The sequence below is a fragment of the Acinetobacter sp. AND/436 genome (genome assembly GCF_049546925.1).
In the GTDB taxonomy this organism is placed as follows: domain Bacteria; phylum Pseudomonadota; class Gammaproteobacteria; order Pseudomonadales; family Moraxellaceae; genus Acinetobacter; species Acinetobacter indicus.
In genome coordinates this window covers 13,054-33,135 of sequence record NZ_JBMXBO010000022.1, presented here as the reverse complement: position 1 = coordinate 33,135, position 20,082 = coordinate 13,054, and the positions used below count along the sequence as shown (strand labels likewise).

22 protein-coding genes and 1 pseudogene are annotated in these 20,082 nt (G+C 46.4%); 7 read left to right on the top strand and 16 right to left on the bottom strand.

Annotated features, from left to right (window positions below; genetic code table 11):
* Positions 1 to 930: 930 nt before the first annotated feature.
* From ACPEPR_RS13250 to rplM, 5 genes are all read right to left on the bottom strand, one after another.
* Positions 931 to 1,584 carry a hypothetical protein gene (locus ACPEPR_RS13250; RefSeq protein ID WP_005175723.1) on the bottom strand — a complete coding sequence of 218 codons (654 nt, stop codon included), beginning with the start codon at positions 1,582 to 1,584 and terminating at the stop codon, positions 931 to 933.
* A 21-nt stretch (positions 1,585 to 1,605) separates the two neighbouring features.
* Positions 1,606 to 2,034 (bottom strand): ClpXP protease specificity-enhancing factor, encoded by a 429-nt coding sequence (locus tag ACPEPR_RS13245; protein ID WP_005175725.1) that lies wholly within the window; start codon positions 2,032 to 2,034, stop codon positions 1,606 to 1,608.
* A 9-nt stretch (positions 2,035 to 2,043) separates the two neighbouring features.
* Entirely contained in the window at positions 2,044 to 2,697 is a 654-nt protein-coding gene (locus ACPEPR_RS13240; protein ID WP_423562533.1) for a glutathione S-transferase N-terminal domain-containing protein, read from the bottom strand.
* Between the two features lie 323 nt (positions 2,698 to 3,020).
* Positions 3,021 to 3,407, bottom strand: coding sequence for a 30S ribosomal protein S9 (gene rpsI / locus ACPEPR_RS13235; protein WP_004785251.1), 387 nt, complete (start codon positions 3,405 to 3,407; stop codon positions 3,021 to 3,023).
* A gap of 12 nt (positions 3,408 to 3,419) precedes the next feature.
* Positions 3,420 to 3,848 (bottom strand): 50S ribosomal protein L13, encoded by a 429-nt coding sequence (gene rplM, locus ACPEPR_RS13230; protein ID WP_004857442.1) that lies wholly within the window; start codon positions 3,846 to 3,848, stop codon positions 3,420 to 3,422.
* 330 nt (positions 3,849 to 4,178) lie between these two features.
* On the opposite strand from rplM, the gene pdxA reads away from it, so the two are divergent.
* Genes pdxA through ACPEPR_RS13215 form a run of 3 tightly spaced genes read left to right on the top strand, consistent with a single transcriptional unit; the run spans position 4,179 to position 6,840 of the window.
* Positions 4,179 to 5,147: a 4-hydroxythreonine-4-phosphate dehydrogenase PdxA gene (pdxA, locus tag ACPEPR_RS13225; protein ID WP_160243510.1), complete on the top strand. Its 969-nt coding sequence runs from the start codon at positions 4,179 to 4,181 to the stop codon at positions 5,145 to 5,147.
* A gap of 30 nt (positions 5,148 to 5,177) precedes the next feature.
* Entirely contained in the window at positions 5,178 to 5,990 is an 813-nt protein-coding gene (gene rsmA, locus ACPEPR_RS13220) for a 16S rRNA (adenine(1518)-N(6)/adenine(1519)-N(6))-dimethyltransferase RsmA (protein WP_160243509.1), read from the top strand.
* Positions 5,991 to 5,997: 7 nt separating this feature from the next.
* Complete coding sequence (locus ACPEPR_RS13215) at positions 5,998 to 6,840, top strand: symmetrical bis(5'-nucleosyl)-tetraphosphatase (protein ID WP_160243508.1); 843 nt, start codon at positions 5,998 to 6,000, stop codon at positions 6,838 to 6,840.
* Between the two features lie 117 nt (positions 6,841 to 6,957).
* Here the strand turns inward: ACPEPR_RS13215 and ACPEPR_RS13210 are convergent, their stop codons facing one another.
* From ACPEPR_RS13210 to hflX, 6 genes are all read right to left on the bottom strand, one after another.
* The gene (locus tag ACPEPR_RS13210; protein ID WP_160243507.1) at positions 6,958 to 7,407 is read right to left on the bottom strand and encodes a DUF2147 domain-containing protein; all 450 of its coding nucleotides are present in this window, start codon (positions 7,405 to 7,407) and stop codon (positions 6,958 to 6,960) included.
* A 144-nt stretch (positions 7,408 to 7,551) separates the two neighbouring features.
* On the bottom strand, positions 7,552 to 8,001 hold the full coding sequence (locus tag ACPEPR_RS13205) for a DUF2147 domain-containing protein (protein WP_016659799.1): 450 nt from the start codon (positions 7,999 to 8,001) through the stop codon (positions 7,552 to 7,554).
* A gap of 153 nt (positions 8,002 to 8,154) precedes the next feature.
* Entirely contained in the window at positions 8,155 to 8,601 is a 447-nt protein-coding gene (locus ACPEPR_RS13200; RefSeq protein ID WP_075167922.1) for a DUF2147 domain-containing protein, read from the bottom strand.
* Positions 8,602 to 8,692: 91 nt separating this feature from the next.
* Complete coding sequence (locus ACPEPR_RS13195) at positions 8,693 to 9,367, bottom strand: LrgB family protein (RefSeq protein WP_016659801.1); 675 nt, start codon at positions 9,365 to 9,367, stop codon at positions 8,693 to 8,695.
* An 11-nt stretch (positions 9,368 to 9,378) separates the two neighbouring features.
* A complete protein-coding gene (locus ACPEPR_RS13190) occupies positions 9,379 to 9,750 on the bottom strand; it encodes a hypothetical protein (protein ID WP_045794996.1) in 372 nt (123 codons plus the stop codon).
* A 35-nt stretch (positions 9,751 to 9,785) separates the two neighbouring features.
* A complete protein-coding gene (gene hflX / locus ACPEPR_RS13185; RefSeq protein ID WP_423562532.1) occupies positions 9,786 to 11,144 on the bottom strand; it encodes a ribosome rescue GTPase HflX in 1,359 nt (452 codons plus the stop codon).
* Between the two features lie 367 nt (positions 11,145 to 11,511).
* Here hflX and ACPEPR_RS13180 point away from each other — a divergent pair, with 367 nt between their 5' ends.
* The gene (locus tag ACPEPR_RS13180) at positions 11,512 to 12,327 is read left to right on the top strand and encodes a lysophospholipid acyltransferase family protein (protein ID WP_034597361.1); all 816 of its coding nucleotides are present in this window, start codon (positions 11,512 to 11,514) and stop codon (positions 12,325 to 12,327) included.
* A gap of 21 nt (positions 12,328 to 12,348) precedes the next feature.
* On the opposite strand, the gene ACPEPR_RS13175 is transcribed toward ACPEPR_RS13180, so the two are convergent.
* Entirely contained in the window at positions 12,349 to 13,929 is a 1,581-nt protein-coding gene (locus ACPEPR_RS13175) for a phospholipase D family protein (protein ID WP_168382188.1), read from the bottom strand.
* A gap of 161 nt (positions 13,930 to 14,090) precedes the next feature.
* Between ACPEPR_RS13175 and ACPEPR_RS13170 the strand changes: the two genes are divergently transcribed.
* The gene (locus tag ACPEPR_RS13170; protein WP_163142731.1) at positions 14,091 to 15,101 is read left to right on the top strand and encodes a metallophosphoesterase; all 1,011 of its coding nucleotides are present in this window, start codon (positions 14,091 to 14,093) and stop codon (positions 15,099 to 15,101) included.
* A gap of 18 nt (positions 15,102 to 15,119) precedes the next feature.
* Here the strand turns inward: ACPEPR_RS13170 and ACPEPR_RS13165 are convergent, their stop codons facing one another.
* From ACPEPR_RS13165 to trhA, 3 genes are all read right to left on the bottom strand, one after another.
* Positions 15,120 to 15,524 (bottom strand): hypothetical protein, encoded by a 405-nt coding sequence (locus ACPEPR_RS13165; RefSeq protein ID WP_423562531.1) that lies wholly within the window; start codon positions 15,522 to 15,524, stop codon positions 15,120 to 15,122.
* A gap of 140 nt (positions 15,525 to 15,664) precedes the next feature.
* Positions 15,665 to 16,984 carry an MFS transporter gene (locus ACPEPR_RS13160; RefSeq protein WP_423562530.1) on the bottom strand — a complete coding sequence of 440 codons (1,320 nt, stop codon included), beginning with the start codon at positions 16,982 to 16,984 and terminating at the stop codon, positions 15,665 to 15,667.
* Positions 16,985 to 17,125: 141 nt separating this feature from the next.
* A complete protein-coding gene (gene trhA / locus ACPEPR_RS13155; protein ID WP_005175777.1) occupies positions 17,126 to 17,767 on the bottom strand; it encodes a PAQR family membrane homeostasis protein TrhA in 642 nt (213 codons plus the stop codon).
* A 107-nt stretch (positions 17,768 to 17,874) separates the two neighbouring features.
* Here trhA and ACPEPR_RS13150 point away from each other — a divergent pair, with 107 nt between their 5' ends.
* Together ACPEPR_RS13150 and ACPEPR_RS13145 are read left to right on the top strand one after the other, a co-directional pair.
* Positions 17,875 to 19,095, top strand: a complete 1,221-nt coding sequence (locus ACPEPR_RS13150; RefSeq protein ID WP_423562529.1) for a class I SAM-dependent methyltransferase — start codon at positions 17,875 to 17,877, stop codon at positions 19,093 to 19,095.
* Between the two features lie 10 nt (positions 19,096 to 19,105).
* Positions 19,106 to 19,546 (top strand): GNAT family N-acetyltransferase, encoded by a 441-nt coding sequence (locus ACPEPR_RS13145; protein ID WP_005175783.1) that lies wholly within the window; start codon positions 19,106 to 19,108, stop codon positions 19,544 to 19,546.
* 56 nt (positions 19,547 to 19,602) lie between these two features.
* Here the strand turns inward: ACPEPR_RS13145 and ACPEPR_RS13140 are convergent.
* Positions 19,603 to 19,935: pseudogene (locus ACPEPR_RS13140) on the bottom strand (hypothetical protein).
* Positions 19,936 to 20,082: the final 147 nt, after the last annotated feature.

The following is a 20,082-nucleotide window of genomic DNA, read 5'->3' as shown; positions in this document are numbered from 1 at the left end:
ATACTTTTAATAAAGTTATAGTGCTTCAATATAAATAAAATTATTAAAAAATAACCCATGTATAGAAAATTTTATCCCAGCTATTTGCTGTTAAATCTCTGTATTTCAGTTATTTTTGTGGCTATTGGTATATATCCTGAGCATGTGTTATTGAACTACTGGATGGTGGTAATACATTGGATTCTCGGAATTGTGCTGATGTATATATTGATTATCCGTTTACCGCTTTTTAATCGCTTTTATATTAATCGAAAAAAATTATATTATTCTATTGTACAAACCCCAATATATAAGCATGCAGAGTATAAGGCAGCACCCGTAATGTCTGGATTAGTGGTCTTTGGCTTGGTGTGTACCGTGTTATATGTATTCAACATGACAGAGTTTTATGTTGAGTATGCGTTTATTGCAGGTTTATCTGCAGGGAGTATGAGTTTTTAGTATGCTCCCTAAACCATCTCTAAGGCTCATTGAACTGCCGTAGCAGCATGCTTTAATACGTCCTTTAAGTCTTCTTCAAAGGGGAGATAGGGGGTAAGTAAGAATCTCATCTCAAGATCATACCTTCACCATCTAGCAAGTTGAACGGTATTTATTTTCGTAGTGGGTGTAATGGTAGAGTTGCTGTAGAAAATAAAGAATAGATAAAAAGAAACCCCATCATCCTGACGGGGTTTCTTCGTATTTCGTGCTTTAGGTATAACTCCTGTCGTACCTCACGATCCTGGTGTACAAACTTATTATTGTTGTTTTCCGTTTGGGAAACATCCTGTTTCCTGATGAATTTAGAATACGAAAATTCTGTGTGTACGCCTAGCCTCAATTATCTTCATTCAATGTAAGCCAAAACGTACAAGGAGACTGAACTATTTATTGGAAAATTTCAGCCATAAAAAACCGCCTATGTCAGGCGGTTTGGAATCAGACTGCTTAAGCAAACATTTGGCTTGCTGCGCAATATAGAATCCATAGAATCGCAATTGCTACGACAGGTTCCAAAACTTTGGCCCAGCCTGGAACAGTCGGTTCTGCTGCTACTGTGCTTTCTACCGGCGCATGATCGGCTTGTTGATGTAACATTTGATTAAACTCCTTCATCGTATCATCTAATGATAGCTCTTCTTGGGGAAGGGGTTTAGAGCCCTTTAACTCTGTTAGCTCGTTTGTTGACCAAACCCAATCATCTGCCTGACCTGACAGATGTTCAATTTGACCCTGTAGTAGCTCTTTTAAGCCATTGCTGCCGAAGTTACCGGTTTCATCCAGCTGTTTTAATTCGGTCAGTTGCAGGCTTAAAATTTCACTAATACCGTGTTCGAGTTCAGGTTTAGGCAGTTCAGACTGGTTGTGTACCGAAGTGGTCAGATGACGGGACACTTCCTGAATATACAGCGGATCGAGGGTCTTGATTTCCTGATAGAGCTTATTGTCATCTTCGCGCCACAGACGAATCAGTTTGCCTAGAGTTAGCGCATTGAGTTCCTGGATATATGCATTGCGGCTATCAGCATCGTACTGCTGCAAAAGCTGAGGCTTTTGAATTTTAACCTGATCGCTAAAGTATTGTACTAAATCAAAAGCCATGCATTTACTCCTATTTCTTTTTTAATCTAATAATCTTAGGCTTGGTTTTTTCTTTGGTGTTTCAGTTTGTTCCTCTGTGCTTGATTTTAAAGCATTTGGATCATTTTGGATATGTTCATATTCACTTGGATCAAAGAATAAACCCTGGCCATTTTCGCGAGCATAAATCCCCAAAACTGCAGCAATGGGTACATAAATATCGCGTGCTACGCCACCAAAGCGCGCCGAAAAGCTGATGGCATCATTGGAGATGTGCAAGCCATGGACTGCATGTGGCACGATATTTAACACAATCTGGCCATCCTGAATGAACTGCTCTGGCACCATGGTGTTGGGTTGGGTGGCATCGACCAGAATATGCGGTGTAAGCTGGTTGTCGCAAATCCATTCATAAATGGCACGCACCAGATAGGGACGGGTTGGGCTTAAGTTGAGTTCCTGTTCAGACATATCTACTCTCTACTTATTTATTAAAAATTCGCTATAGCGGTTTTTTTCCTGCACGGTTAAGGATTTTACAAATGCAGGGCGACTAAAAATTCGCTGGCAATATAAATAAATCGGGCGGCAATGCTGTTTTGGCAGTTCAATGTCCATGGCTTTCAGGCGCAGGAAAATTGGGGCCAGCATACAATCCAGGATGCCAAAGTTTTCCGCCATAAAATAAGGGAAATGCTGAAATAATGGTGTGAGTGAGACCAGTGTATCACGAAGCTGCTTTTGTGCCTTGGCCTGTGCTGCGCTATTCAGGGTATCTTCATGGCAAAGCAGGATATCGGCCAGCTTTAGCCAGTCCTGCTCAAAACGCCAGATGTATTGGCGCTGCTCTGCGCGGGGTGCTGGTGCATCGGCATAGAGCTTGTTTTGCCGGTAGCGGTCATCAACATATTCGGAAATAATTGGGGCATGGAACAGTTTTAAATCTTGCTCTACCAGCATGGGTAAGCGATTATAAGGATTCAGGCTGGCTAAATCTTCATCTTCATGGTCGACCAGGACCAGATGATATTTAATATTCTTCTCAGCCAGTACCAGGCGAATCCAGTGCGAGCGGAAATCGTCTGCATGACTGTATAGTGTAATTCCCTGTAGCGGTGTATTTTCCAAGGACATAAATCAGTAAGCAGCAAAATGAATCAGTTAGGATACTAAAATTCAACCTAAAAAGCACGAAGCGAAAAAGGATGAATCGGGTGAAAATGGGTTAGATTATAAAAAAATAACAGGAGCGGCGCAGTATGATGATAAAACTTGTGTTTCTGATGTTCTGCTTAGGAATTGGGGTAGTGAACTATTATTTCAGCAAGGCCTTCTGGCTGCATGAGGGCAGTTGGGGTAAAGATGTACCTGAACAATAAATTCCTTTATCTTTAAAATAACAGCCAATAAAAAAGCCTTGGATAAACCAAGGCTTTTTGTCCAACTCGGTAAACGAATTAACGTTTAGAGAATTGAGGACGTTTACGTGCTTTACGTAAACCAAGTTTCTTACGTTCAACTTCACGAGCGTCACGAGTAACGAAACCAGCTTGACGAAGAGCAGGTTTTAAAGTCTCGTCAGAAGCGATTAATGCACGAGTAATACCGTGACGGATCGCGCCTGCTTGACCACCGATACCACCACCAGCAACAGTGATGTAAAGGTCATATTTTTCAGTTGCTTCAAGAAGCTCTAAAGGTTGACGAACAACCATACGAGCAGTTTCACGACCGAAATATTGCTCTAATGAACGGTTGTTGATCACGAGTTTACCAGTACCAGCAGATAAGAAAACACGTGCAGTTGCGGTCTTACGGCGACCTGTACCATAGTTAGTAGCCATGTGCTGTATCCCTTAGATATCCAAAACTTGTGGCTGTTGAGCAGTATGAGGATGCTCGCTACCAGCGTACACTTTCATTTTCTTGATCATTGCATAACCAAGAGGACCTTTTGGCAACATGCCTTTCACAGCGCGTTGGAAGATTTCTTCAGGTTTGTGAGCAACTAACTTTTCAAAGTTAGTTTCTTTTAAACCGCCTGGGAATTCAGTGTGGCGATAGTATTTTTTGTCAAGTGACTTGTTACCAGTTACTTGAACTTGTTCAGCGTTGATAACAACGATGTAGTCACCAGTGTCAACGTGAGGAGTATAAGAAGTCTTATGCTTACCGCGTAAACGACGAGCGATTTCAGTCGCAAGACGACCTAAAGTTTTGCCAGAAGCATCAACAACGTACCAGTCGTGTTGAACTTCAGCTGGCTTAGCGCTGAGAGTTTTCATTAAACCACTACCTATTATAGTTGGTTTGGACGGTGAATCAGTCCAAACAAAAAGGAGACGAGATTCTAAACGAAATTGTCGAGAACCACAATGAAAATATAAAATTTCAAGCGCTGTATTTTAATCAAAATCCTGAGAAAAGAAAAGACTTGCCAAGAACATCCATCTGCCGTGCCTAGTACTGATCAACTTTCAGCTAAATATCCGCCTTCAAAAGCAGTTTAGATTGCCCCAAAACCGGCCAATCTGCCCGAATCTTCAGCAGAATTCACGGCCGCTGCGGTCAAAGTCTGCTTATAATGGGAGATGCCTTATTGTTTAGGATCAATCATGCTGCCTTTATATGTGACCAGTGGTGAACCTGCCGGCATTGGCCCGGATATTTGTCTGCATCTTGCCGACCGTGTAGATGAGCGTCCCGTTGTGGTTCTGGCCGATCTGGCCATGCTGGCCCAGCGTGCGCAAGTGTTGAAGATGCCGGTAGAACTGATTGAATACAGCGGGCAAACTGCTTCTTCAGAAAAAGGGCAGCTCTATGTCGAGCATGTGCCTTTACAGCAAGCTGTGGTGATGGGCGAGCTGAATCCGCAAAATGCCGCTTATGTGTTGGAACAGCTACGTCGTTCGGCCGATTATGCCATGTCAGGCAAAAGTGTCGGGGTAGCGACTGCGCCGGTACAGAAGTCAGTCATCAATGACGCTGGTATAGCCTTTAGTGGCCATACTGAATATTACCAGGAGTTTGCGGGCGTGCCGCGCGTGGTGATGATGCTGGCCACCAAAACCCTAAGAGTGGCCCTGGCCACTACGCATTTACCGCTGCGTGCAGTGGCTGATGCGATTACCGCTGAACGTCTGCATCAGGTGATTGATATTCTCATCCACGATTTAAAATCCAAATTTAAAATTGAGCAGCCGAATATTCTGGTCTGTGGTTTAAATCCGCATGCCGGTGAGGGCGGTTATTTGGGCATGGAAGAAATTGAGGTGATTAATCCGGTGCTGGAAAGCTATCGCGCGCAGGACATCCAGATGAGTTTAAGCCTGCCGGCTGATACCTTATTTACTCCGGAAAACCTAAAAGATGCCGATGCGGTTCTGGCGATGTATCACGATCAGGGCTTACCTGTGCTAAAATCGCAAGGCTTTGGTGAAGCCATCAATATTACTTTGGGCTTGCCGTTTATTCGCACTTCAGTTGATCATGGCACAGCACTCTCCCTCGCAGGCAGCGGTCTTGCGAAAAGCTCAAGCCTGAATGTGGCTGTTGATTTGGCGCTGGATTTAGCGCGTCACTGATCTTGTCTTTATTACACGTTGGAAATCTTTATGTATCAGATTAATGCCTTAAACCCGAAAGATGAAGGGCACCACACGCGCAAGCGTTTTGGTCAAAACTTTTTACATGACCAACGTGTGATTGCGAAAATTGTACGCTCGGTCAATCCGCGTCCGGGCGATAATATTGTTGAAATTGGCCCGGGTCTGGCGGCCTTAACTTCACCATTAATTGGTGAATGTGATGCCTTGACCGTGGTGGAACTGGACCGTGATCTGGCTGCCGGTTTGCCGGGGCGTGTGCCACATCCGGAACGTTTAACCATTATTGAAACCGATGCGCTGAAATATGATTTTAGCAATCTGTTTGAAGATGACCGTCCACTCCGTGTGGTGGGTAACCTGCCGTATAACATTTCGACCCCACTGTTGTTCCATCTCTTGGAGTTTGGTGACAAAGTCAAAGACATGCACTTCATGTTGCAAAAAGAAGTGGTCGACCGGATTACTGCTGCGCCAAATACCAAAGAATACGGCCGTTTGTCGGTGATGATTCAGTATTACTGCAAACCAACTTTCCTGTTTGAAGTGCCACCGGGCTCTTTTAACCCGCCACCAAAAGTGACTTCTGCGGTGTTTCGTTTAGAGCCGTATGAGGTGAAACCGATTGTGGCAAAAAATGAAAAGGCTTTATCGCGTCTGGTTTCGCATGTGTTTACCCAGCGTCGTAAAACCTTGCGCAATAGCTTAAAAGGCATGCTGGCTGAAGATGGTTTTGAAAAAGCCGGTGTCGATCCGATGGCACGTCCGGAAACCCTGACCCTGGCCAAATTTGTGGCTTTGGCAGATCAAATGGTGGTGTAAAACAACGATGGCACGTTATAACTATGTGATTGGCGATGTACAGGGCTGTTTTGAAGCCCTGAAAGCCTTGCTCAAGGAAATCCGCTTTGATCCGGATCAGGACTTTATCTGGTTTGCCGGTGATCTGGTGGCACGTGGTGAAAACTCGCTTGGCGTATTGCGCTTTGTGAAAAAGCTGGCTGATCGTGGTGTTGCGACCACAGTGCTGGGCAATCATGACCTGACTTTGCTGGCTGGTGCACGTGGCCTGAAAGAGATTAAAGACAAAGACCAGACCCGCGATGTGATTGATGCCATTGACAGCGATGAATTGATTGACTGGTTACGCAAGCAGCCGTTATGTGTCTGTCCGAATGAATCGACCATCATTACCCATGCCGGTATTCCGCATTTGTGGAGTGCGGAAAAAACTCAGGCGCTGGCCAAAGAAGTTGAAGCGGTGATTCAGCATGACGATTTTGCGGTGATGGATCATTTTCTGGCCGAGATGTTTGGCAAAGAGCCAGCCCTCTGGTCAGATGATTTGCAAGGCAATGAACGCTTACGCTGTATCGTCAACTATTTAACCCGCATGCGCCTGACCGATGCAGAAGGACGCCTGGAGTTCAGTTTTAAAGACAGTCTGGATGATCCGATGCCGGCCGGGTTTAAACCGTGGTTTGAATATGCTTCGGCTGCGGCTGAAACGCATAAGATTATTTTTGGGCACTGGGCCGCGCTGCAAGGCAAAACCATTTCCGCCCAGATTCAGAATGTTGATGGAGGCTGTGTCTGGGGGCATCAACTGGTGGCTTACCGTCTGGAAGATGACACGATTTTTCAGGTTGATAACCCGCTGGCTGATTTCTAACTACAATCGCCATAAAAAAGCCACATTATGATGTGGCTTTTTTTGTCTGTACTGATTGGTCTTTGTCTGTACTGATTGGTCTTTGTCTGTACTGATTGGTCTTTGTCGATGTGCAGCTTAGTCGATACGAATCCAGGTCTGATTGCGTCCCAGCGCAGACACCCCAAGATTGGCTCTTAAAGTCAGGCGTCTTTTACTGCTGTTTAAACGGATTTTGGCATTATAGATTTTGCCAGCCAGCGGATCGATAACACGTCCGTGGTTATAGGTGCCGGTGCCTGCAACATGCTTAAGGCCTTGCAGGATTTTCATCCCTAAAATGGGCTGGTTGGTAAACGGTGCAGGGCAGTTCTGGCAGAGTTCGCGTGCCTGATAGCCGGGACGAGGTGTGACTTTCACAATAGTGCCGCTATAACTTTTATCGGCTTCCTGGCGAATCTGGATAATGGCTTTGGCCGCACCGGTTTTATCATCAATCTGCTGCCAGGTACCAGACAGATCATCGGCCCAGACATTGCTGCTCAAGAGCGTTCCGGTCGCCATTGTCAGCAATAATTTCTTCAACATAATTAACCCTGTTGCATCCCCTTGTTTTTAGAGGCTGCTATATTAGGTTAATTACTCCAGGAGTCAATAAAAGCCTTACCAGAACTGGGATTGTCGCAAAAACAAAGCCATAAATGTGGCTTCGTTAACAGATTAAAAACGGACTTATTCCATACGAATCCAGGTCTGGCTACGACCAAGTGCCGACACGCCGATATAGCCGCGCAGGGTCAGACGCTTGCCAGTTGAATTCATCCGGATTCTGGCGTTATAGATTTTTCCCGCCAGAGGATCGATAACCCGGCCTTTTTCATAATTGTTGGTGCCTTCAACATGCTTCAGGCCTTTTAAGATTTCCATGCCCAGAATTGGCTGGTTGGTATACGGCGCAGGGCAGTTATTACAGGTTTCACGTGGCGTATAGCCCGGACGCGGAGTCACTTTAATGATTTTACCGGTATAGGTATTGTTGGCTTCTTTGCGTATTTCAATAATTGCTTTGGCAGAGCCGGTTTTATCATCAATTTGTTGCCAAACACCACTTAGGTCATTGGCGAATGCTGCAGTTGAGAATAACAGGCTAGTGAATGCGGTGAGTAAAATATTCTTTTTCATTTCAATTCCTTTACCGGGTACAACTTTTATTTTTTATCCCTGTTTTCAGGTATAAGACCTGTGACGCAGAGAGTCAACCCTTATTTTTATAAATTTCTATTTTTCAACGTATTAGTAGAACATGCCACCTCCTGTGGCATGTTCGCATGTAGCTTAGTCTGCTTTAATCCAGGTTTGGCTACGGCCAAGCGCAGATACGCCGACATAACCTCTGAGGGTTAGACGTTTACCGTTGCTGCTCAGTTTGGCTTTGGTGCTGTAAATATTGCCAGACAGCGGATCAATAATCTTGCCGCCGCTATAGTTGAGTTTGCCTTTATACGCCAGTCCTTTTAGTACATCCATGCCTAAAATTGGTTGGTTGGTATATGGTGCAGGGCAGTCCACACAGGTGGTTTTCGGGGTATAACCCGGACGCGGTGTAATTTTGACAATTTTAGCGGTATAGGTGCCATTGGCTTCTTGACGAATCTCTAAAATGGCTTTGGATGAACCGGTTTTATCATCAATATTGCGCCAGGTACCGGAGAGATCTTCCGCGAAAATGCCGGCACTGAATGTGGCTGCCAGAAGTGCCACTGTATATTTAAATTTCCCCATGTTTCTATCCCTTTAATACACTTCAAAAAATTCAATTTTCATCTTAAGAATATTTTTTCATCAACACAAGATGTAAATATTGATTCTTGAGTCACATTTTTTGAATAAAGAGTATAAATGTTGGCAGCCAGACTGCGGTAAACACGGCATTCACCGCCATTCCAAATGCAGCATAACGTCCGGCCACACTACCGCGTTGCCAGGCTTGCGCTGTGCCAATTGCATGCGCAGCAAGGCCTAAGGCCAGTCCTGAGGCGCGCTCATCATTAATATGACGCAGCAGCAGCGGCGAGAAAGCGGCACCAATCACCCCAGATAAAATCACAATCAGAATGGCCAGACTGACCGGTGCTTCCAGTAGGGTGGCAATATTAATGGCAATTGGTGTGGTCACGGCACGGGTGGCAAATGCCATGATGTCATCGCCGGCCATATGTAAGAGATAGGCCAGTCCCATTGGCAAGGCTACGGCACTGATGCTGGCAAACAGCAAAATGCCCAGAATGGCTTTGAGCGGCAGATCATCATAGCGCATGGCCGCCAGCGGAATCGCCAGTGCCACGGTCACATAACCCAGCAGATGGTTAAACAGCGGATTGACCTGTGCCATATAATCTTCATAGGGAATGCCAAATACATACAGCAGTAGCACAATAAAAATCATGCCAAAGACAATGACCGGAATTTGCGGCAGTTTCTGGTTACAGGGTTTGGCAAGCAGATAGGCCACCAGGGTGATTAAAAAGCCATAAACAATTGCGAGCATGTTTTAATCTCCTAGAGCCAGCGTTTGGCCATTTTGGCATACAGCCATAACGGCAGTAGGGTGCTGAGAAACAGCACCACCAGAAAAGCCGGAATTTTATTGCCCATATGGGTCAGCATCAGCAGTGAGCCGGCACTAATCGGTAAAAAGGCAAACGCACTTTCTTTCATGATTTTATTGTTGGTATCGACAATCCGGGCTGGAATTTTATGCAGTCGGCGCCACAGGAAAAGCACCACCAGCAGGCTGAGTAAACCCATCAGGTTGCCCAGTTCAGGATGGTTGAAATAGGTCGCAATCCAGACGGCTGTTTCACGAAATACAATAATTAAGAGCAGTGTGCCAATCCAAGCTGGCCAGTCGATACGTTTAAGCCTGTTCATTTTTTATCAGTCGGTCATATTTTACTGTTCAAGTTTTAACTGATCTCATCATCAATTTCAAATTCTTCTAAAGGCCGTTTAAATTGCTGAGCCTTGGCACCCAGAATTTCGTCCAGCGGCAAGTGCGCCTGACGGATCATCTGTTCCAGTTTGGCCGGGGCCATATTTACGCGCAGATTCAGTTGTCCCTGCTCATCATAGTGCTCGGACTGGATTACATTCAGCTCATAAAACTGGTTGCGTAATTTGCCATAGGCCGGTTTTAACACCACATCAAAACTTTGAATCTGGCCCATCAGACATTCATGCACGGCCTGACGTAACAGCTCCAGTCCCTGACCGGAATGCGCAGAAATATAAACCCGCTCCGGCTGATGTGGCTTGGCATAGACAATTTTGGCTTGCTCGCCGGTGCAGTCGATTTTGTTATAAACCCTGAGCACCGGCACATCTGCGCCAATTTCTTTCAGGACGCGCTCAACTGCTTCAATCTGTTCCAGCATGTCCGGACTGCTGGAATCAATCACATGCAGCAACAAGGTCGCTTCCAGAGTTTCTTCCAGCGTGGCCTTAAATGATTCCACCAGCGAGTGCGAGAGATTACGGACAAAACCCACGGTATCGGCCAGCACCAGCGTACCAATCCCATCCCATTCCAGCCGGCGTAAGGTCGGGTCGAGCGTAGCAAAGAGCTGATCGGCGGCGTAGACATCGCTATTGGCCAGAATATTAAACAGCGTCGATTTGCCGGCATTGGTATAGCCAACCAGTGATACGGTAGGAACGGCGGCTTTTTGACGGGCCACACGACCCTGCATACGGGTCTGGCGGACTTTATCCAGTTTGGCTTTCAGCTGGCCCATACGAATTCTTAACAGGCGGCGGTCGGTTTCCAGCAAGGTTTCACCCGGACCACGTAAACCAATCCCGCCTTTTTGACTGTCCAGATTGCCGCGGCTACGAATCAGGCGTGAGGAGAGGTGATGCAATTGTGCCAGCTCGACCTGCAATTTCCCTTCATAGGTCCGGGCGCGCTGGGCGAAAATATCCAGAATCAGCTCGGTCCGGTCGACCACACGGCATTTCATGATTTTTTCAAGATTACGTGCCTGTGCCGGCGTCAACGCATGATCGAAAATCACCAGTTCAGCCTCGAGTTCTGCAACCAGCGCAGCAATTTCGTCCGCTTTACCAGAACCGATAAATAACTTGGCATCGGGTTTAATCCGTTGGGCAAACACATGCTGCAAAACTTCAGCGCCTGCAGACTTTGCAAGCAGATGAAATTCTTCTGCATCAAGGTTTTCCAAAATCTGCACGCTGACACTCACGAGCACAACGCGTTCACCGCCTTGATGTTGCTGGTAATCTGGCACCTGGGCATTTCTCCTCATGAAAATTCTATTCTAGAGCAAAAAGCGCCAGCTGCGTGAACTAGATGAAGATGATTACAGCAGCATGACAAAAAGCAGGCGAATCCTCACAATCCCCAGTTTGGAGGCTGTATCATCATTTCGTGAGATAGAGGAATGGGCAGTTTGATCGTTGCCTCTGATCCACCAAGATCATCATGACATCGGTGGATTCGTTCTGGATCTATCTATTACAGCAATACTGTAGAAGAATTGGCATAGCGCATTTCAATTGAGCGATCTGGACAGTTTTTCGATGCTTATGATCAATGTCTGGTCAATTGCTTCAAGATAGAATACAGTTCTCTGAACAATTCTTGCTGTGATTTTCGCAATTCACGATTATGCTATGTCTCAAGTTTCTTTATCTTCATCCGCTTCAATGAATAGTTTGTCCAAATTTTTTCTCTATTCTAAAAAAATCACTGCCGGTCTGGCAGCGGTGAGCGAAGGCTTTTATCTGGTGTATCGTCACAGCTTGTATAAGCAGCCGAATAATCCGCAGAATACCCGTTATGTGCAGCATTTTTGCCGTCAGTTGTGCAAGGTGTTCAATATTGAAGTCGAAGTGCATGGAGAAATTCCCACCCAGCCGGCCTTATGGGTCAGCAACCATGTGTCGTGGCTGGATGTGCCGGTGCTCGGTTCAGGTGCGCGGGTATTTTTTCTGGCCAAAGCTGAAATTGAGCAATGGCCGGTGTTTGGAAAGTTGGCCAAAGGTGGCGGGACCTTATTTATTAAACGCGGTTCGGGAGATTCAATTAAAATCCGCGACCAGATTACCCAGTTTTTAAAACAGGATGTGCCGGTACTGTTTTTCCCGGAGGCCACGACTTCGGATGGGACTAAAATTAAAAAAGTACATGGCCGTTTATTGGGCGCGGCAATTGAAGCGCAGCGTCCGGTGCAAATCTGCCTGATCTGTTATATCAACCAGCAGGGCGAGCTGGATACCGTAGCGCCGTTTATCAATGAAATGACCTTTATTGAGCATGTTAAAAATGTGCTGGAAATGCCGAAAGTCACCGCACATTTAATGGCTCTAAACCCGATTTCGGTAGAAGGGCATACGGTGGAAAGCCTGACCTCGCTGGTTCAAAACAAGATGATTGAGGGCTTAGAGCAGCTGCATCAAAAAGTCCTGATTCAGCAGGCCAGTGCTTAAGCTGTAACCTGTGTTGCAGGCTTACATAAAGCCTTCAATTGGCAGCCAGGAAATGATTTTCATGGCTGCTTTTTCATACCATTTCATTTTTGGTTCTTTAACAAATACGCGTTCTTCACCTTTGCTATTCACGACACGCCAGTTAATGTTGTTTTGTGCATCCAGCACCAGACGGTAGGCATATTTGGATAAATTGGCATCCATGGTCTGATGCACCGATTTTGCCAGCGTTGGACTGTTGAGCAATACCCCAATTTCACTGTTTAAATAGGCTGAGCGCGGGTCAAAGTTAAAAGAGCCAATAAAGACCTGTTTTTCATCCAGTGCCATCAGTTTGGCATGCAGGCTGGAACGGCTCAGGCCTTTTAAGCTGACTTTGGCTTTTTTCGACAGTTCTTCGGTATTGCTGTTCAGATGCTCGGCCTCGGGTGCATATAAAAACTCATACAGCTCGACATCATTTTCCAGTAAGTCCTGACGGTATTTGGCATAAAACGCGTGTACCAGCGGAACGTCATTGGCCTTATAGGAATTGGTCAGTACCCGCACCTGTACGCCGTCATTGGCCAGCTGTTTTAAGCGGTCAGCCCCGGATTCTTCCGGCACAAAATAGGCCGAAATAATATCCACACTTTCAGTCGGTTTTTCCAGATGACTGAGCAGCTGGAAATTCAGTAATTCTTCTTTGGGTGCGCGGTCTTTAATCTTGCTTGGCGAGTCTTTCACCACTTCTGCTTTGACCCAGTCAAACTGGATTTTGTGGTTAAACCACTGTTCAATGGCTTGGGAGCGTGTGGCTAAATCAAGATAATTTTGTACCGCCACTTCTGCAGAATGGTCTTCGAGCTGCTGTTTCAGGCTTTCATAACGCAAATGATGCTGCTGTGGATTGACCAGCTGCTTGACCGAATAGGCATAATCATCATTCCAGTATTCATCAAAGGAGTGAATGATTTCATCGGAGGCAGAACCGACCAGCATCACATCGACATCGGAAAACTGATAGCTGTCGCTGACGTTATAATACTGGTTACTCATATTGCGCCCGCCAATCAGGGCAATCTGGTTATCGGCAATAAAGCTTTTATTGTGCATGCGCCGGTTGATACGTTTCAAATCTAGCACCATGTCCATGGCGCGGTATTTACGGAAGCGGTACGGATTGTATAGCTTGACGTCGATATTGCTGTGCTGGTCCAGCGCCAGATAAATACCTTCCATTTTCTTGGCATTGTTATCATCGACCAGCAAGCGCACTTTCACGCCGCGATCAGCTGCGCGAATAATTGAATGTAGTGCCAGCGCCCCGATTTTGTCGTTGTCCCAGATATAATATTGCAGGTCTAGGGTTTCTTCTGCCTTATCAATTAAATACAAGCGTGCTGACAGGGCTTCCAGCGGATCGTACAGCACCCGATAACCGGTCAGCTGCGGATTTTTTTCACGCAGCGGCAATACAATCTGGGCCAGATGGGTATGCTCGGTTGGCGTTTCAAAAGCCATTTGAACCGGATGTTCAATCTGTTTGGGCAGGGTTGAACAGCCACTGACTCCCAACACTAAACTGCAACTCAACAGCATGGCCGCGGTAGAAGAAGACATAGAACTTCTCGCGTATGTATTTGATTGCAAATTAAATTTGTCAGGATGTATCATATTGTCTAAAACAAGTCCAAAATTTGGTTTGAGTATAATTGCCAGCTGTGAAAAGATAAATATAAGAACGGACGAATTTAGTCGCCGGGGGAGAGTCGGGCATAACTATGTGGGATAGCCAATCAATTATACTGTATTTCTATATCGGCTTGGCCATACTGGCAGTTTGGGCCGTGTCACAGGCGTGGCGCAGTCAGGCCAATACAGAAACGATTCATCCCTTTAAAGCCTTTGTGCATCTGCTGGCCTTTTATCTATCCTATTTATTAATTCCGCTGTTCTTCTTTAGTATTTATGCCGGCTGGATTGGCTATTACTCCTTGCATGAAGCCATTTTTATCGGGCTGGTCAGTGGTGTGCTGGTCTATGCGCGTTTTATTGAACCGCATCTGATTTTGGTGAAAACCACCCGCTATCAGATGCTGCCCGATCAGCCGCTACAACGCCCGGTCCGAATTGCCCTGATTGCCGACCTGCATATAGGTCTATTTTCCGGGCATGAACGCCAGCTCAAGCAGATTGTCGCCAAGATTAACCAGGAAGAACCGGAAATGGTGCTGGTGGCAGGTGACTGGACCTATGAGCCGGAAAATAAACTGGCCGATGAGCTGGCAATACTAAAAGAGATTAAAGCGCCAATTTATTCTGTGACCGGCAATCATGATGAACAGTATCCTGGTCCGCCGATTCAGGAACTGCTCAAACATGCGCTTGAGGTTAATCGTGTGATTGATATTGAAGGGCAGATTGTCGAGTTTGACGAGTTCCGCCTGATTGGGATTGGCGATTTATGGTCCGGCCGTACCGATATGCGCTATATGCCGGATTTACCGCAAGACAAGCCGTGGCTGATTTTGTCGCATAACCCCGATACGGTCGATATGGTGCCGAAATTGCCAACTCATCCCTTAATGCTGTCGGGGCATACCCATGGCGGTCAGGTGGAATTGCCCTGGCTGACCGATTATGTAATGAAACGCGTATCTATTGTCGGCCATAAAAAAGGCCTGTACCGGCATGAACATGCCGATGTGTTTGTCACTGTTGGTACCGGAATGGTGGGTGTGCCATTTCGTTTTCGGGTGCCACCGACCATTGATATTATTGAACTCTGCTAATGCTACAGGGTGGGTGTTTTAAAAGACCCACCACAGCAAGGCAATCAGAATCACGACGCCAATCAAGACCAATACCCCAATATTCAGGCGGTGATTATTCCGGTTTAAATCTTCAATGCCATTTGCCGGTGTTTCGACCGGGGCTTGTGCTTCGGTATGTAGCTGCGGGCGCGGTGGATCTTCAGTATCAAAATAAGGTGTGCTGATGTCGTCTATCGGTTTGGGGGCACATTCACCCTTGGAGGCCTCCATGGCCAGACCGTGCTGGCGAATCAGTTCATCAATCAGCTGCTGGGCTTCTGCTTCAGTCAAATGACTGTCTGTTCTGAGGTACTGCACCGCTTCATGGCGTTTGCCATCATCCAGCAACAAAATAACTTTCACCAGTTGTTCTTCCCGAAGGGTTTCAATCAGACGATCCATACAATGACCTGCTGGTGGGGGATAAGCTTTTATTGTTTCTAAACTTGGCCAGATGCAATAGTGTGTTTGTGTATGATTTTGCATCACAGATAAAAAAACCAGCGTTATCTACACTGGTTTTTTTCAGTCAGATGAACATTTTAAATCTGGCTGTTGACATCATCATGCTTGGTTTCACGAATCGCCAAGAAGGCCAGAAGTGACAAGATAGATGCAGCTGTCAGGTAATAACCCACGGCAGCCAGACCATATTCGGTCGCCAGTTTGGTGGCAATCAGCGGTGCAAAAGAGGCACCGAAAATACCGGCCAGGTTAAAGGTCAGCGCAGACCCGGTATAACGTACCGAAGTCGGGAAAATTTCTGACAGAACGGTGCCAATTGGACCATAGGTCAGCCCCATAATCGCCAGACCAATACACAGGAACAGGAACACCACCAAGGTATTGCCAGATTCCAGCATGCTGGCAAAAACCAGACCAAAGAGCGCCGATACAATACACACCCCAATAGACGTGGCTTTACGACCGAATTTTTCTGCCAAAATCGCTGAGAGTGGAATAAACGCTGCAAAGCACAGGGTAGCAATCAGCTGTAATTCCAGGAAGTCGGCGCGGCTATAACCGAGCTGGGTGGTGCCCCAGTTGAGCGCGAATACCGTGGTCAGATAGAACACCACGAACGTACAGATCGCGGCAATGGTGCCTAAAATCAGCATGCCCCAATGTTTGGTCATGACTTCTTTAAACGGTACATTCACTTCTTTCTGTTTGTTTAAAACATTCTGGAAAGCCGGTGTCTCATGCAGTTTTAAACGAATCCACAGACCAACAATCACCAGTAAAGCACTGGAAATAAAGGGAATACGCCAGCCCCAGCTCATGAATGCTTCTTCGCCCATGAACGCGCCTAACAACAGGAAGGAACCGGTGGCCAGAATAAAACCAATTGGAGCCCCCAGTTGCGGGAACATGCCGTACCAAGCACGTTTGCCTTCCGGTGCATTTTCGGTGGCCAGTAAAACCGCACCTGACCATTCACCGCCCAAGCCCAGCCCCTGACCTAAACGGCACAGGGCCAGCAGTAACGGTGCGGCAATGCCGATTTGTGCATAGGTGGGTAACAGGCCAATGGCTACAGTGGAAATCCCCATGGTCAGCAGCGCAGCGACCAGGGTGGCTTTACGCCCAATACGGTCACCGAGGTGACCAAACAGTGCCGCGCCAATCGGGCGGGCAATAAAGGCAATGGCAAAGGTGGCCAGAGACTGAATGGTGGCGGTCATTGGATCGGTACTGGTCGGGAAGAACAGGTACGGGAAAATAATGACCGCAGCAGTCGCATAAATATAAAAATCGAAGAATTCGATGGTAGTGCCTACCAGACTCGCGGTGAGGACACGAAATTTTGAGTTCGTTGGTGCTGCTTCTTCATTGATTGCAGCAGAAGTTGATGACGCCATGAATGACCTTACACTTATTAAAAATAAAAAATTAGTTTTACAAGCGTAATCTTTTTAAAAAAGGCGTAATTTCTTAAAAAAACAACGGCAATCGTTTCGATTCAACGCGCTCAGGGTCACTGAAATGGAGAATCAAAACAATTAAATCACGTACAGATAGATAGACAGAAAATGTGATCCTGCCCCGATCAATACAAAAATATGCCAGATAGCGTGTGTGTATCTTACCCGTTTTAACGCATAAAACAATGCACCAATCGTATAAGAAATTCCACCAATCAATAAAAAAGTTAGCGCAGGTGGACTTAAAAAGCGTTGCATATCATCAATCACCAGAAGTGCTAACCAGCCCATCACCAGATAGGCAATTAGCGAAATTTTCTGGAACCGGTTGATGAACACCAGCTTAAATACAGTGCCAATCAGGGCAATAATCCACAGTGCAATTAACAGATATTGCGCTTTGGCAGTAGGAATGGCGATAGACAGAAAAGGGGTATAGGTGCCGGCAATTAAATAATAGATGGCGGTGTGATCGAGCTTTTTATACCAGCCGCGGCGCTGTGGGCTGTCGGCATAATGGTACAGACTGGACGCCGAAAACAATAGGAACATACTCAGCGCATAGACCCACAGCCCGATCCAGGGTCCAATACTTAAATAACTGCCTTTAATCACTAAAAAAATACCGGCCACCAGCGCCAAAGCCGCGCCTATGGCATGGCTGATGAAGTTCATTCGTTCTTCAACCGGATCGTAGTCGGGTGCCAAGGGTGCATTCATAAGCGTGGGATCGTTATAATTAAAATATACGAATGTATAGTAATTCAATTTTGCATTTCGCGTAAGACGCTTTACACTTTAGCTGCAATTCATTTCAGGTTTTACTCATGTCTCAATTGGCGACTTCTCCCAATCCGGAACAACAATTTCTAGATACGTTTCAGCAAGCCATTGAAACACAGCGTTTTGAGCGTTTAATTCTGAGTCAGTACAAAGGCGAACTTGAACAGCTGGAAAAAATGACCTTCCGGGTCCTTTCTTTGCAAAATGAAGCTGTACTGAACTGTGTGTACCGATATAAAACCCAGGATGTTACCAAAAACTATCCTTTATCTGAGGCTGTGGCTCAGGTCAGCGCGCTGCTAGGCTGCTGCAAACAGGCCAATTTATTGACCCTGGATGAAGACCTGCAGCTGAAAAAGAACAAGAAAAAAGCCATGCTGATGGTGAACAAGAAAAAAGCTGAGGTTGCACCGGCAACTGTTACGCAAGGTCATGACCGCAGCAAACAGCGTTATGTCGAACAGGACAGCCCATTTTTGCAGCATTTAAGCATTACCGATCAGCATGGCCAGATCATTCCGAGCATGGCGCGAAAATGGAAACAGATTAATAAATTTGTGGAAATTTTCTCCGGGGCCGTGGAGCAGCTCAACACTCAAGATCAGCCCTTGCATATTGTTGATTTTGGTTCCGGTAAAGGCTATTTAACTTTTGCCCTGTATGACTATCTGGTCAAGCATCAGCAGACGCCGTATGTGACCGGTGTGGAACTGAATCCGAAAATGGTCGCGTTCTGTCAGCAGGTGGCGCAAGATTCCGGCTTTCAGCAACTGGACTTTTTCCAGGGCGATGTCCGTACCTATGCACCGGAACAGCTGGATGTGATGATTGCCTTGCATGCCTGTGATGTCGCCACCGACTTTGCCATTCACACCGGCATTCGCCTGAATGCACAAATGATTATGTGTGCGCCGTGTTGTCATAAAGAGTTACGTCCGCAGTTACAGGCACCCAAAGTGCTGCAACCGATGCTGCACTTTGGAATCCATGCCGGACAGCAAGCAGAAATGCTTACCGATACCATTCGGGCTTTATTGCTGAAAGCCTATGGTTATGAGACCAAGGTGTTTGAGTTTGTGTCACTGGAACATACCAGCAAAAACAAGATGATTCTGGCCACCAAACGCAAAGACTATACTGCGCCAGATGCGGCAGTGCTGGCCCAGATTCAGGCCTTAAAAGAACTCTATGGCATTCAGAAACATTCGCTGGAGCTATTGCTGAATGATCAGTGGGACCAGCAGGATATCGGACGTAAATGTTAAGGATAAAACAATGAGCCAGATCAGTATTCATGCCGGCAGCTGGCAGGACTTGCAGGCCGATGCCAAAGTAATTCGTGAAGCGGTTTTTATTCAGGAGCAGGCAATTGCCCCGGAAGATGAATGGGATCAGGAGGATGCAGTAGCGCTACATTTTGTCGCGTATGCACAGCAGCAGCCAATCGCTACCGCACGTTTGCTCTCCAACCATAGCATTGGCCGGGTTGCGGTCTTAAAGTCTTACAGAGGTTTAGGTCTGGGCAAGAAAGTGATGGAAGCCATTATTCAGCAGGCCCAGCAGGAGCAGCGTCCTTTTCTGGTGTTATCAGCACAAGTCTATGCCACCGGTTTTTATCAGCAGCTTGGTTTTCAGGTCGAAGGTGAGGAATATCTGGACTGTGGCATTCCGCATATTCGGATGCGCCGTGAACTGCACCCAACTGAAGAAAAATAGCAATCTGCATCCAATAAAAAAGCGGACGTGAAGTCCGCTTTTTTAATATTTGCTGATTAGTGACCGTGTCCCGTGGTATCGCTATGGCTTTCATCCATGGCAGCGTGTTCCGCTTCGGTCATCTGATGCTGTTCTGCGCTGGCAGCCGCACGAGCTTCACGCGCTTCGCGGTCAGCCTGAGCTTTGGCCAAAGCCTCTTCAGACATGGCAGGCGCATTTTTAAACGCATGTTGCTGGGTGTTGTGTTTATTCTACTGGCTTGGCATATAGTCCGGTTCATTGCTCACGGCAAGATAGAACAGGCCAAGAAATAACGCACCTAAAACCGAGAAAATAATAAGTGCTTTCCAACCCCAAGGAGATTTTTCTGGAGATGAGTGGTCGGTCATAACAAACTGCCCAATTGGATAAAAAGAAAACTGAATCTGTTGAAACTTTATAACATAATTATTTCAAAGTCCAAGCCAAGAAAATGCTTTCCTTGCGCCGAGGCGCGGCTCAATACTGTCGCCAGAACAGACAAGAGGCCCTAAAGG